Origin of the sequence: Paenibacillus terrae, from assembly GCF_005217525.1 — a bacterium.
GTDB lineage: Bacteria > Bacillota > Bacilli > Paenibacillales > Paenibacillaceae > Paenibacillus > Paenibacillus terrae_C.
This window is the reverse complement of the sequence record NZ_PNXQ01000005.1, coordinates 619212-632186: the sequence shown is the minus strand read 5'-3', so window position 1 is coordinate 632186 and position 12975 is coordinate 619212. Positions and strand designations below refer to the sequence as shown.

General features: G+C 45.2%; 12 protein-coding genes and 2 pseudogenes. 10 read left to right on the top strand and 4 right to left on the bottom strand.

Annotated features, from left to right (window positions below):
- From C1I60_RS25305 to C1I60_RS06045, 3 genes and pseudogenes are all read right to left on the bottom strand, one after another.
- A pseudogene (locus tag C1I60_RS25305) lies at positions 1–238 on the bottom strand (hypothetical protein); the annotation flags it as partial.
- 710 nt (positions 239–948) lie between these two features.
- Complete coding sequence (locus C1I60_RS06050; RefSeq protein ID WP_137060919.1) at positions 949–2133, bottom strand: MFS transporter; 1185 nt, start codon at positions 2131–2133, stop codon at positions 949–951.
- Between the two features lie 22 nt (positions 2134–2155).
- Positions 2156–3166, bottom strand: a complete 1011-nt coding sequence (locus C1I60_RS06045; protein WP_137060918.1) for an alpha/beta fold hydrolase — start codon at positions 3164–3166, stop codon at positions 2156–2158.
- Between the two features lie 134 nt (positions 3167–3300).
- Between C1I60_RS06045 and C1I60_RS06040 the strand changes: the two genes are divergently transcribed.
- Together C1I60_RS06040 and C1I60_RS06035 are read left to right on the top strand one after the other, a co-directional pair.
- Positions 3301–4197 (top strand): LysR family transcriptional regulator, encoded by an 897-nt coding sequence (locus C1I60_RS06040; protein ID WP_137060917.1) that lies wholly within the window; start codon positions 3301–3303, stop codon positions 4195–4197.
- Positions 4198–4581: 384 nt separating this feature from the next.
- Complete coding sequence (locus C1I60_RS06035; protein ID WP_137060916.1) at positions 4582–5961, top strand: FAD-binding oxidoreductase; 1380 nt, start codon at positions 4582–4584, stop codon at positions 5959–5961.
- Positions 5962–5972: 11 nt separating this feature from the next.
- Here the strand turns inward: C1I60_RS06035 and C1I60_RS24395 are convergent, their stop codons facing one another.
- Positions 5973–6290 carry a hypothetical protein gene (locus tag C1I60_RS24395; RefSeq protein WP_170970730.1) on the bottom strand — a complete coding sequence of 106 codons (318 nt, stop codon included), beginning with the start codon at positions 6288–6290 and terminating at the stop codon, positions 5973–5975.
- A 246-nt stretch (positions 6291–6536) separates the two neighbouring features.
- On the opposite strand from C1I60_RS24395, the gene C1I60_RS06030 reads away from it, so the two are divergent.
- From C1I60_RS06030 to C1I60_RS05995, 8 genes and pseudogenes are all read left to right on the top strand, one after another.
- Positions 6537–7871 carry an SMI1/KNR4 family protein gene (locus tag C1I60_RS06030; RefSeq protein ID WP_137060915.1) on the top strand — a complete coding sequence of 445 codons (1335 nt, stop codon included), beginning with the start codon at positions 6537–6539 and terminating at the stop codon, positions 7869–7871.
- Positions 7872–7949: 78 nt separating this feature from the next.
- Complete coding sequence (locus tag C1I60_RS06025) at positions 7950–8552, top strand: class I SAM-dependent methyltransferase (protein WP_137060914.1); 603 nt, start codon at positions 7950–7952, stop codon at positions 8550–8552.
- A gap of 93 nt (positions 8553–8645) precedes the next feature.
- On the top strand, positions 8646–9107 hold the full coding sequence (locus C1I60_RS06020) for a DUF8821 family protein (RefSeq protein ID WP_137060913.1): 462 nt from the start codon (positions 8646–8648) through the stop codon (positions 9105–9107).
- A gap of 205 nt (positions 9108–9312) precedes the next feature.
- On the top strand, positions 9313–9831 hold the full coding sequence (locus tag C1I60_RS06015; protein ID WP_137060912.1) for a hypothetical protein: 519 nt from the start codon (positions 9313–9315) through the stop codon (positions 9829–9831).
- Positions 9832–10040: 209 nt separating this feature from the next.
- The gene (locus tag C1I60_RS06010) at positions 10041–10373 is read left to right on the top strand and encodes a DinB family protein (RefSeq protein ID WP_137060911.1); all 333 of its coding nucleotides are present in this window, start codon (positions 10041–10043) and stop codon (positions 10371–10373) included.
- 80 nt (positions 10374–10453) lie between these two features.
- A pseudogene (locus C1I60_RS06005) lies at positions 10454–11449 on the top strand (helix-turn-helix transcriptional regulator).
- 8 nt (positions 11450–11457) lie between these two features.
- Positions 11458–11766, top strand: coding sequence for a putative quinol monooxygenase (locus tag C1I60_RS06000; protein ID WP_137060910.1), 309 nt, complete (start codon positions 11458–11460; stop codon positions 11764–11766).
- Positions 11767–12086: 320 nt separating this feature from the next.
- A complete protein-coding gene (locus C1I60_RS05995) occupies positions 12087–12797 on the top strand; it encodes a class I SAM-dependent methyltransferase (RefSeq protein WP_137060909.1) in 711 nt (236 codons plus the stop codon).
- Positions 12798–12975: the final 178 nt, after the last annotated feature.

Here is a 12975-nt window from a genome sequence, read left to right as displayed (position 1 = left end):
CGGATCCGCTGGCAGCCGCGACAGCAGAGCTGCTCTGCTCTTCAGAGTTGCTCTGCACTTCAGAGTAGCTCTGCACTTCAGAATTGCTCTGCACTTCAGAATTGCTCTGCACTTCAGAGTTGCTCTGCTCTTCAGAATTGCTCTGATCTTGTGTCTGGGACGCAGCATAGGACATCGATGGCACCAGCAACGTAGTGAATAAAACCACACTTAAAATGCGAGTTAAGACGTTCTTCATTTCACTTATCCTCCTTGATTTGTGAATTCTCTTGGCCTTGCCGGCTTGGAGTGAACCCTGATCCACTCTGTTCTGTTACTCTCTCAGAAGCTGTTCTCCTTGCTACTATCTGATTGTAACCCCTTTCAAAACTGAGTGGCCTCCTCCTCTCCCGACCTGCAGCACCCACGCTCAGGAATCAAAGTAATGCGCAGTCATTAATGTAAACGCATTCAATTTCATGGTACCATATATAACATTTTATGTAAATGGGAGGCGTTAAATAAAAAGCTAACCGATAAAGATTGGAAAATCATTAGAAGAGTACAAGAATTAGGTGGTTCATTTCAATTAAACGATCATGATAAATTTGGTTATGCTAATCATGGTTCTTTAAGAAATGCTATAAAAAATCTCGAAGAGACAAACATCATAAGTTCTATGAAAAGTGATAAAAATGATAATAGAAGAAAACTTGCTCCTTAAGCCAGCGCGGTGAACCTTATCATAAGTAGGAACAAATTTTTTCCAAGGAAAGGATTGGGCGATCTTCCGCATTTCAACCCTGATCTCGATTTCGATGAAGGACCTGCTTCGGTAAGAGAACTATGGACGCAGCTTAGGGAGGCAAATGATGTACTTTTATATACATCGGAATATGGGAATAGCGTGCCGGTGTGTTAAAAAATGACTTGGATTTGAATGCTGGGATTGTAGAAAGAGGGAGCTATTTAATATTTTTCTTTAGTAACAGTAGACGTTCCAATCCCACTGCTCATTTTTTTGAATAGCAAGATGGCAAGAAGTAATGCAACGCTTACAGCAGCCAGACCTACCCAATTTAAATTCAGAACAGAGGTACGACTGATGACAAGGCCGCCTAATCCAGATCCTAGCGCAAAACCAAATTGGATGAAGGAAGTATTTACGCTCAGGGCAATGTCTGGATTTCGAGGTACCAGAGTGACCAAAAATAGCTGCTGAGCAGGGGAAATGCTCCAGGTTGCTAGCATAAAGATCATTAAAACCAAGATTAATACAATGATATCGACACCAGCTACAGTGAATAAAAGGAGCATTGCTCCCTGTAACAGGAGTCCAATACAAATTGTGAATTTCGATCCCTTTATATCTGCCAATTGTCCACCCACTTTGGATCCGATAAAGCTGCAAATTCCCGCTAGGAATAAAACACCGCTAATTTCGGTTATGGAAAGAGAGGATGCGGCTTGCAAGAAAGGTGTAATATAAGTAAAGAGCGTAGAGTAACCACCAATATAAAATAAAGTAATAGCCAAGGCAGTTACAATTTTTGAATCCTTTAAAATAGAGAGCTGCATCCTGAGGATAACAGCTTCTTCTTCTCTGATTGAAGGAACCCTTTTATAGATGATAAACAATGGAAGGACGCTTATTATACCGATCAAAATAAATAAAACTCTCCATCCAAACATCTCGCTAAAAAATGTGCCAGCTGGAACACCCAGAACTAACGAACTACTGAGCCCCATCAAAATAATACCGATGGCATTGCCCCTTCTTTCTTTTTCGACGAGTCGTGTCGCTACTGCCATGGCTACTACGGTAGCGATTCCTCCGCTAGCCCCTTGAATAATTCGTACCCATAGTAATGTTTCGTAAGAAAGGTTTACAAGCATAAGTCCGTTGCTGGCAATAAATACACTGAGGGCAGCCATCAGTAGCTTCTTGCGATCCATATTTATTGTTAATGCAATCAGAATCGGGGCAACAATGGCCGCTGCGAGAGCAAATACAGTCACTAGTAAACCAGCTTCGGAAGTAGATACGCTCAAGTCCGTGGCGATCATTTCAATGACTCCTGTAATAATGTATTCAATGGTTCCAATTAGAAAAACAGCAAGTGCTAGGACATATATAATCAATTTATTTTTCAATTTAATCAACTCCTCCTCAGTTTCATTCAAGCAAGAAACTTTTAAGACTTTTATCTATAAATACGGAATCTGGTTCATGCTGTCCAATGCCTGCGCAATGCCCCCACTTGGATTCAATCGGGAGGAAGAATGCATTGGGTATATGTGATGCTTCAACTTTGTTATCCTGGGGAGGGAAGAAAAGGTCTGTACTTCCCGGCATAACCAGGGCCCGTGCTGTTATCCTGCTTAATGCAAGGTCAAAATCGCCGTTATACGTCGGATTGGCGCTAATGTCACCTGTAATTCCGGTACGTAACATGGTGATCAGGTCATTCGCGTCAAAGGTCAAAAATACGTGATCCCAGTAATCGACGAGATATTCCTCCAGTGTGTGGTAGCCCTCTTGCTGATAGAGCTGCTCTAGATAATAAGCCTGAGAGAACCCCCAAGCTGCGTAGACTCGACCCATGGCTGCCAATCCCGTTTTGGGTTTCTGCGTGTAAAAGCCATCTTTCCAAGCAGAATCAGCCTGAAGGGCAGCGATCATTCCTTCAAATACAACCTTTGCATGTGGCCGGGTCATGGCAGTTCCGCCGAATGGAGCGATTCGTTTTACCATATCAGGATAACTTGCCCCCCACTGAAAGGTCTGTACAGCGCCTAGTGACCAACCTACAACGAGGGCGATTTCTGCAATACCAAACTTTTGATTCACCAGTTGATGCTGCAGTCGCACATTATCATAAATCGAAATCAGCGGAAAATTTGCTTGATGATAGGGCGGTGGCGTATTGCTTGGCGAGGAGGAGAGCCCATTGCCCAACATATTAGGGACGATAATAAAATATTTTTCTGGATCCAGAGCCTTGCCAGGTCCGATTAACCATTCGTTATCAGTATGCAAGCCGGCAAACCAGGTGGGATATACAATCACATTATTTTTGGCTGCATTTAGCATGCCGTATGTTTTGTAGGCGAGAATGGCATTTGGCAGAGTATCACCGGATTGCAGCAGAACATCTCCTAGTTCATAAATTTCATAATCCCTCATATAAAAAACTCCTTTTCATAGCTAAAGTATGGACTGCCTTCCTTGTCATCACTCTACGATGCTGCTATTGTTAAGTCAAAGAAACGTTCATAAAGAGAACGTTCATTTTTTTTGAATTAAGGAGCGGGAACTCGATGGAATTGCGCCAATTAAAAACTTTTTATACGCTTGCTTCCACACTCAACTTTACCCGAGCTGCAGAAGTGCAGAACTATGTCCCTTCCACGGTTACGATGCAAATGAAGGCCTTAGAGGAAGAATTGGGTGTCAAGTTGGTGGACAGATTGGGTAAGAATGTGACTTTGACCGATGCAGGGAGAACGTTCCTGCGCTATGCAGATAACATATTGAGTGTGGTTGAAGAAGCACAGCATGCCGTCAAGCAATCTGGCGAATTGACGGGTACGGTAGTCATAAGTGCCGATGAAACGTTGTGTACGTACCGGCTGCCGACTGTATTGCGCCAGTTTCGTTTGAGCTATCCAGGGATTCGGTTAATGTTTCGACCGCTGGCTAATTCGAATCTCAAACAGAGCTTGCGTGAAGGGGACGCTGACATTATTTTTATGCTGGATGAGGACAAGGGCGAGACAGGATTTTGCGGTGAAAAAATGCTGGATGAGCCCTTTTATTTATTGGTATCACCAGATCATCCTTTGGCTGCACATACTGCATTGGCCATTGAAGATTTTCATGGCGAGACCTTATTGTTGACGGAGAAGGGATGCTCCTATCGCACTTTTTTTGATCGAAGTCTTTCACAGAAGGGCATGGGGGGAATTACCGAATTGGAGTTTTACAGTGCTGAGGCTATTAAACAATGTGCGAAAATAGGAATGGGCATTGCCATATTGCCTGAAATGGCCGTGATCGGAGAAGTGAATCGGGGAGAACTGGTTCCGTTGCCTTGGGATTTGACCGCCACATCGTTTGCAACCCAAATGTTTTGGCATGAAGAGAAGTGGATCTCGCCTGCAATCGAAGCCTTTTTGAGCTTGACCAGAGAAACCTTTTTGAAAAACAACACCTAAAGAGATTTCGCGCACAGGTGTGCAATTAGAATGATATTTTATTGACGCTCAGCCTCTGACTTGCGCCGAGTGAGTCGTTCTTGCTGAACCTTCAACTCGCATAGCCACGCGACGAACAGATTGTCATCTACGCCGCTTGATTCGAACGTCCTTTGCGCATAGCATTAACACCTCGCGGCTTGCTTATATTGAACGTAACGTACAGCAATTGCCACTTATTTTTAATTAGAGGTTTTTGGTTCTTCTTGATCAGATAAACGACCACGTCTTAGTTTTACTTTTACGATATAAACTGGGCGTTTGCCGTTACTAGGACAGGTGTCCCTACATAGAAATAAGTTGATGAGAAAGGCTTATGTCATGAGCAGGGATGGTGTAAAGTAGATGGCACAAAAGTTGCAAAAGAAAAGTACACGATTAACCGGAAGGATCGTAATTCCGGGCAATCCGTCATACAATACGGCCAGAATGGAGTTCAATAGGCGCTTTTCCAAATTTCCAAGGGTCATTGTTTTTTGCCAACGAACTCAGGATGTGATCAACGCAGTCAAATGGGCTCGTGAGCGGGACATACGGCTGCGAGTGCGCAGCGGGCGGCATAGCTATGAAGGCTTCTCGGCTGTAAATGGCGGTATTATTATCGATGTGAGCGAGATGAATAAGGTTAAGGTTGATCGAAAAAATAGAGTGGCCATTGTACAAACGGGAAATCCACTTGCCCGTGTGTACAAAAAGCTGTGGGATAAGCGTGTGGCCATTCCGGCGGGGACTGCGCCCGACGTAGGCGTAGCTGGGCTTACCCTGGGAGGAGGCATTGGACTTCTTTCCCGCAAATATGGACTTACGTGCGATAACTTGAAACAAGTGAAGATGGTCGTAGCTTCGGGACGGTATGGGGCAAAGACGATTGTGGCAAACAGAAAGAAACATTCCGATCTGTTGTGGGCATCACGAGGCGGAGGGGGAGGGAACTTTGGTGTTGCTACAGAATATACATTTCGGGTTAGACCGATCTCATCGGTATCTATTTACAGTATTACGTGGAAATGGAGTGATCTTGAGAAGGTGTTACCGGCTTGGCAGCGCTGGGCCCCGTCTGTCACGAACCGCTTAACCTCAACAATTGAGGTGGCTGCCAAGCAGGTGGGAACCATTGTATCTACCGGGCAATTGCTTGGCGGTGCAGAGGAGCTGCGTCGATTGATTAGACCGCTCTTGCGAGCAGGCACTCCGGTGAAGGTGATGGTGAAGACAGTACCTTTTATTGAAGCAACCAAATTTTTTGCCGAATCGGACCTGAATTTGGAACCGAAGTTTAAAATAACCGGGGCCTACGGGTTCCAAGCTTTGCCGCCTGGAGGAGTACGAATTATACGTGACTTTTTATCCAAAGCACCCAACAGGCATTCTAGCGTGTGGAGTCAAAGCTTAGGTGGTGCAGGAAGCGCGGTGAGTCGAGTATCGCCTACTGCAACGGCCTATCCTCATCGGAAGGCTGAGACAATCTACGAACTGTCAGCCCGCTGGAGAAACAATGGGGAGCAGGAACGGAATATTCAGTGGGTGGAAAGGTTTCGCAGAGCGTTGCGTCCCTTTGTTAAAGGGGATTATGTGAATTTTCCCGATCTACAGATTAAGAACTGGCCCAAGGCGTATTATGGCGTGAACTTTGGCAGATTGAAGCAGGTGAAACGAAAGTACGATCCTCATAATGTGTTCCGTTTTGCTCAGAGTATTCCAGTGGATAAACAGTTCAGAAAATGACAATACGCACATCAGATCGAAATTGCTAAAAGAGCTGACAAATGCAGCTCCTTTAGCAATTTCGCTGATAGAGACGTTAAGCTGAACCGTATCATAAGGAGTGGCAAGTTTTTTTGGCGGAGATCGGACAGGCTCCTTGCTGGGCAAGGATTTTCGCAGGTGCATTCAAGCGTCTCCCTTGGTGCAGGAGGATTTGCCTGAAAGACGAGCGTGATTTTGATGTTTTTATTCTCTTTGGAAGATAGGTTTAAGATGAAGCGAGGCCCGCCTGAGTACCAATAAACGAATGCATAACCGACGACTGTAATATTTCTTAATTGGCTTTTCATTATTTTCCTCCTCACTATATTTTGGTTAAAATGATCTGCGTTTGATGAGTTTAGTTAGATTCCATTCATTTGGACTTTTTCTGTGGTACTCTAAGGTGGTTCAGTGGTGACCTTAAGAGAAGATACAATGAAAACCTACTTAAAGATACATATAATTCTAAAGAGATAAGACCCATAGAAAAATAATAAAATTGTTGGATAAGCAAATAGAGGAAACCTGGCTATAGTCAACAGGAGGGTTCAAATATGTGGTTTGGGAAGAAAGAAACGCAACTGGATCGAATAAAAAACAAACTGAGTCAAGCCATGCGCAAAGACATGGCTTTCTCGGTGTTTGGAGCATCCTCACATCAATACAAGGTTAATGAGAAGCTTACTGCAAAAGAGCTGGCGGACTGGCAAGCCCACAATCAGGTCACTCTTCCTGAGCCTTACGCGCAGTTTTTAACGAAAGTCGGCAACGGAGGCGCCGGACCCTATTATGGAATTTATCCGATTGAAAAGGCAGCTTCCTATACCGAGCGCCAGGCACTCCTTGCAAAATCCGCTCTGCATCCCGGGATGACCAAAGAGGAATGGAACCATCTGATTGAGCCCCTGACCAAGGATGAGGACATCCCCGATGAGGAATACGACGACGTCTGTAATAAGGTGCTGGGCGGCATGTTGTACATAGGCACCCAAGGCTGCGAATACGAAATGTATCTCGTACTTGAAGGAAAATATAGGGGGAGAATTGTGTACACCTCCGATTTTCATCCCGATCATCCTTTTTTCTTTGTCTATGAAAACAGCTTTCTGGACTGGTACGAGCGCTGGCTGGATGAAATTATTCTGGATTATGATATCGGGTGGTTTGGCAGTCGAATGCCAGGTGATGAGAATGCGCTGATCCAGATTTATCAGAGCGCTCCAAACGAAGAAATCCAAGCAAAAGCGCTTGATGGAATGTACAAGTTTAAGAAAGTCTCTCAGCCAACCCTTGGTTTTTTGAAGAATATTGCGAAGCAAAGCCCAAAAAATCGGCCCACAGCCATTTGGCTAATCTGCAAAACTTCTTTTGACGCAGGTAGAAAATATCTTCTGGAGCTGCTGCAATCGGATGGACATGAGGATTTTCTGCAAGCTTTACAGATTCTACATGCTTCCAGTAAAACTGTGAATTTAACGGAATTTATTCCAGTGATCTTGCAAAGGCTTGACAGGATTCACGACCCGGAAACGTTGCGTTATGCAGGGTATATATTGGAAGATAACGGTGTGATTACTCTCCAGAACTTTGCGCCTTTCTTGTGTCACGCCGACCCGAAAATGCAAACCACGGCCATCTATGCCGCGCGTAGTTGCGAAAACAAGCTGGGAGGCTGGCAGATCATTGAACAGATGTTGATGGGGGGCGGCCCGCAGGTTCTGAACAACTTGATTTTATACTGGGGCATTATTCCACATGAGAAGTTGCTGCCTTACTATAAGGCGGTATGGCCGAAATATAAAAGAGATCCAAAATTCAGAGAAAAATTTATCGGTTGTTTGCGAGAACTACATTTGCCAGATGATTATTTCGACAAAGACGAATCGTGAGAAAGGTGTACCTGAATCACCATATCATTCTATATTGTTGTATTCAGGATTTTATTAATACAGATTGGAGAGGTAATCATGGGAAATACGGATAAGTTTGAAATGATAGCTAATATATATGACACTTCTGAAAGAGTTCAAATTGCAAAGGCATCATCTGATGCCATTCGTGAATATGTAGTTGACGCTAATAGTAAGAATGCTGTTGATTTCGGGTGCGGAACGGGTCTTGTCGGAATGAACTCGTTAAACGATTTTAATTCTATGCTTTTTCTGGATACCTCACAAAACATGATTAATCAAATAAAGCAAAAAATTTCCGATTTTAATATTCAGAATGCAGATACATTATGCTTTGATTTTGAAAAGGAAGGTCTATCGGATTTGCATGCTGACTATATTTTTATGGCTCAGGTTCTACTCCATATTCATGATGTTGAATTCGTTTTATCAAGATTATTTGATGTTCTAAATGAAGGAGGACATTTATTAATCGTAGATTTTAATAAAAATGAAAAAGTAGTTTCAGATATAGTTCATAACGGATTTAGTCAAGAAGAGCTGACTGACATTATGACTAAAATAGGATATAGAGATATTCAGTCCAAAACCTTTTTTAACGGAAGTAAAATATTCATGGGACATGATGCATCTATGTTTATTCTTGATTCTCAAAAATAAACTTTTAGGCAGAAATGATCCCGTTAGTAGATTCGAGCCTATTGAGTAGCGGCAAGTTTTTTTGGAAATAATGAGATAAAGGGAGAGATGGAAATGTCCTATATCGTTGATTTTAATAATGTGTCTACGGTTGGTTTAGAGTCTTCACCTGTAGTAGAAGCGCTTGCTGGTTTGCGTGCAAATGAAGCCCGTTACTTTATGAACAAATACAAGCATGAATTTACGGTTGTGTCAGCTAGTGAAAGTCAGGAGACCCTTGATTATGTGAACCGAGTTCTGAAAGAGCGTGATATTGAGTTTGCGGCTAAACCTTTAGAAACGTCACGTTTTCAAGTTGAAAATATTAAATTTGCTTACGTTTTTTATGAGGATGGTCTTGAGGTTAACGTCATGTATACGGTTGATGACCCTAAGAAGCGGGCCGTTGGTTTTAAGCTTTCTGAGGGGATGGAGGTACCAAAGGAGTTAGAAGGAAAGTTTAAGTTTGCCAGGCAGAAGTCTAAACTAGCTGGAACAATCCGAGGTTCGTTTTTTGTAATTAAAAGAGAATATTAAAGTAAGCAAAAGTGGGGAAAAGAACACAATAACCAGTCGAACGAACGGTACGGCTAGTTTTGCTTCCAACGAGTGGAGCAGACTAATGCCCCGGTAACGGCGAGCCCATCAAGCGATTTTGGGCGTGCGCATGCCCCATTCGCACAAGCAGGCAGTCCGCCCCTGTCGTAAACTGAATTATAATCAGTGAGCGAGGTGAACTTCCATGGCACAATCGAATGAGATGCGCGCACGGGCTAAGAAGCTTCAGGATCGTCCGGTCTGCGTCACCCTGCATAGCGGAGAGACTTACGTCGGCTACATCACCGACGTTAATTGCGGGGGGTTGGTACTTGCCAGTGCTGGAGCCCCCCCACGCGCTTCTTCCGGGAAGCAAGGCTCCCGATCTCCCAAACGCAGAGCCGGTTCGCACGCCCCGGGCGTCCGTCTCGGCAATCGGAGAAGCGGAGCGCGCAAACCGTCTGTCCGTTCGCGCTCCCGCAAGCCGGACGCCAAGGTGTCGGCATTCCTGCCGATGATGGGCTCGCTGCTCGGCGGCCTGGGCGGCGCCAGTGCGGGCGCAGGTGCGCTCGGCGGTGCGCTCGGTGGCGGCCTGCGGCTGTTCGGCATGATCCAGAAATTTGTTCCGGTCGTGAAGATGGGCTACGGCATGATCAAGTCCATTCGTCCGTTCTTCGGCGCCATTCAAGGCTTGATGACCCCGGCCGCCCCGGATAACGAATAATCGTATATCTGTCAAAGGGGGCTATTCACGATAGGTGCGGACGCATATTCTGCGCGGATCAAGGGGGCGTCTCCAGCTTCTCGTGAAATTAAAGTTGACCAGCGACCATTTTTGAGAAAGCCTAAATTGAAAACACTGACCGTAACTGTCAGTGTTTTTTTTGTATGCTGGTATTGCTTAAAGCCAATAATGAAATGGAGGAATGAAAAATGTTTACTAGGATTGAAGATTTTGCGTTAGAGTGGACTGGCGAGGCAGAACTAACCGCTAGTGTGCTGGATTTGCTCACGGATGCTTCTTTGGGACAGGAGGTTATCGAAGGTCGGCGTACGCAGTGGAAGGATGGAACTTTGTTCGAATCGGTCGTAATAAACAAGGAAGCTTGGCTGAATGGAAGCTCTCTTCGTTATTCGATCATGCACCAATCGCATCATCGCGGACAGTTGACCGTTCTCATGCGTCAGGCTGGCCTTCAATTGCCGAATGTCTACGGCCCGACTTACGAGACCTGGATCGAAGAAGGGGTAACACCTTTAGCCTAAAAAATCCTTACAATAGAAGTATTGAAGGCGGTAGAGTAAAAGCTTAAAACGAGAAAATGGCTCAGGGAGTGAAGTACGGCATGTCCAAAGCGGATAATATGCTATCCATTCTATGGCTGCTTCGTTCGGGGAAGCAGGTGACGGCGCAACAGCTCGCGGATGATTTGGAGATTCATGTCCGCACCGTTTACCGATGCATCGATTCACTGTGCGCAAGCGGTGCCCCGATTATAGCCGATTCCGGTCCGAACGGCGGTTACCGGCTGCTCGGCGAGTTCGTCGATTCCCCGCTGCTCTTCGATTCCGAAGAGCAGAAGGCGCTAGTGCACGCGTCGGTCTTCGCCCGGGAAGCGGGCTATCCCTTCACGGATGCGCTTGCCCGAGCAGTAGATAAGCTGAAGCGATACACCAATGAAGAGCAGCTCGAATGGATCAACAGACACAGCGACGGGCTCCCCGTCATCCACCCCCCCACGGACGCGAGAGAGCTTGAGCTGCTCAAATGTCTAGAGTAGGCCGCAGCGCGGGGAGAGTCGCTGAACATGGTCTATGCCAAAGGACCGGAGCTGGCCCGTACCAACCGAGTCCTCAATCCCTACGGCATCGTGCATTGGAAAGGGATTTGGTACGTTGTCGGATTCTGCTGTTTGCGGCAAGAGATCCGGAGCTTTCGCGTGGATCGAATAGTCCATTTGGAAGCGGCGGGGACACGCTTCGAACGTCCATCATCCTTCTCCGCAAGGGATTTCCTTTTGCGCTCTTTGCTCCCGAATTCGCTTGAAGCCGAGACTTTGGTCACGGTAAGGCTAAAGGGACATGAACACGCGCTTAACGAGCTATGCAGGCATTGGCTATTCGGGCATGCGTTAAGCGAGCGCAGGAGACCCGACGAAGCTCTCTTTAAGATCGGGGAACCGTCTTTGAAGACATACGTGCCTTACTTTCTTCTCCCATACGGGAAGTCTCTTGAAATACTTGAGCCCCTCATGCTGATCGAAAGAATGGCGGAGGTAAGCCTGGAAATGTGGAAGCACTACGAAGCGATGCCATTTAAAACAGATAATAGGAAAGGATGAAAAAAGAGATGGACAAGTTCACTATGTATGGTAAGTTGACGGCTCACCCTGGGAAGCGAGAGGAACTCATTTCATTATTGCTGGAGGCTTCCCGGAGCCTGAACGATATGGATGGCTGCGAGCTCTATATTATCAATGAATCTGTGGACGATCCCGACACGGTTTGGGTCACAGAGCTGTGGCGCGATGCCCAAATTCATGCCGACTCTCTCAGGAACGAGCAAGTGATGGCAGTCATTCGGCGTGCAAATCCTCTAATCGCGGGCGTGGAGCCGATACGACTACGTCCGGTGGGCGGCAAGGGATTGGGTGTATAACTTGAAACCTCATGCTCACTAAAGAAACAAGGCCGTCCTAACAGTCCGTAAATTTGTTAAGGTTCAATCGGAAAAGTCATGCGAGCTCATACAGCTCATTCGATGGAGTTTGCTGTTGGCGTAGCAGCCAGTACTCATATAGAACAAACTGGACGGAGCCATAGAACGTGGAAAGAGTTAGTAGTAATTATCAGTATTATGAATATCGCTCTTTTTTCCGATAGTCTATTTAGATAGTTGTTTGGAATAGGAACTCAAAGCTCACCGAGCATTTTGTGATTCAAATAACACCTTACATATCGGGGCGGAGGAGATTTAAAGTGGATAACAAGAAACAAGAATGGCAAAATTCTTATAAAAACGGGGAAAATCACGTTTTTTATCCCCATGAAGAAGTGATACGTTTTTTTGCGAAATATATTACAAAACGAGTGGGACTCCAAGATTACAAGACCATCCACACTCACCAAGCACAACCAAGATTCCTAGATGTAGGTTGTGGTATAGGCAGACATATTATTTTCAGCAAGCAGATGGGTTTGGATTCCTACGGAATTGACTTGTCGGATGAAGCGGTAATGAAAGCTCGTGAATGGGCTTCAAGCGCTGGCATTGATCATATAGAAGGTAAAATTGTAGCAGGCAGTATTACCGAGATGCCTTGGAACGATGGTTTTTTTCAATTTGCGGGCAGTAACGGTGTATTCGATAGCATGAACTTCGAAATTGCTAAAAAGGGTATACGAGAGACTGCAAGGGTGTTAGAAAAAGAGGGGTTATTTTATTGTGATTTAATCTCTGGAGATGATTCGAACCATTCGAGGGAATTCACTGGCGAAGAAATTTGCGGTACAGGGCACGAACAAGGAACTGTGCAAATGTATTACAATTACTCAAAAATTTTGGACCTGATTGGCAGCAACTTTACTATTGAAGAGATTGTGATGATTCGTAATGAAAATATATTAACAGGAGTTTTCCACTCCAGGTATCATTTGGTGCTAAGAAAACGGATGAATTCAGGAGGCTAAATCCATAGGTGGCCGAGAATTGAGCTGTAGGTCCTGTGTTTTGAGTTATACGAGTTAAGGGAAGGGGTACCCCACGCCTTTCTTTTTTTATGAGAAAAAGGAGTACCCTATCGGGAAGATAGCTATGATTCTGGACAAGCAGTCTTTTCGCTGCCGTTTCAGACAGCGCGGTGAATTG

What these genes read in the sequence shown, in the direction of transcription:
- C1I60_RS06045 (WP_137060918.1), bottom strand. Translation starts at nt 3,166, where the DNA reads ATGAGGGATTATGAAATTTATGAACTAGGAGATGTTCTGCTGCAATCC.
- C1I60_RS06025 (WP_137060914.1), top strand. Translation starts at nt 7,950, where the DNA reads ATGGGAAATACGGATAAGTTTGAAATGATAGCTAATATATATGACACT.
- C1I60_RS06015 (WP_137060912.1), top strand. Translation starts at nt 9,313, where the DNA reads ATGGCACAATCGAATGAGATGCGCGCACGGGCTAAGAAGCTTCAGGAT.
- C1I60_RS06010 (WP_137060911.1), top strand. Translation starts at nt 10,041, where the DNA reads ATGTTTACTAGGATTGAAGATTTTGCGTTAGAGTGGACTGGCGAGGCA.
- C1I60_RS24395 (WP_170970730.1), bottom strand. Translation starts at nt 6,290, where the DNA reads ATGAAAAGCCAATTAAGAAATATTACAGTCGTCGGTTATGCATTCGTT.
- C1I60_RS06000 (WP_137060910.1), top strand. Translation starts at nt 11,458, where the DNA reads ATGGACAAGTTCACTATGTATGGTAAGTTGACGGCTCACCCTGGGAAG.
- C1I60_RS06020 (WP_137060913.1), top strand. Translation starts at nt 8,646, where the DNA reads ATGTCCTATATCGTTGATTTTAATAATGTGTCTACGGTTGGTTTAGAG.
- C1I60_RS06040 (WP_137060917.1), top strand. Translation starts at nt 3,301, where the DNA reads ATGGAATTGCGCCAATTAAAAACTTTTTATACGCTTGCTTCCACACTC.
- C1I60_RS06035 (WP_137060916.1), top strand. Translation starts at nt 4,582, where the DNA reads ATGGCACAAAAGTTGCAAAAGAAAAGTACACGATTAACCGGAAGGATC.
- C1I60_RS06030 (WP_137060915.1), top strand. Translation starts at nt 6,537, where the DNA reads ATGTGGTTTGGGAAGAAAGAAACGCAACTGGATCGAATAAAAAACAAA.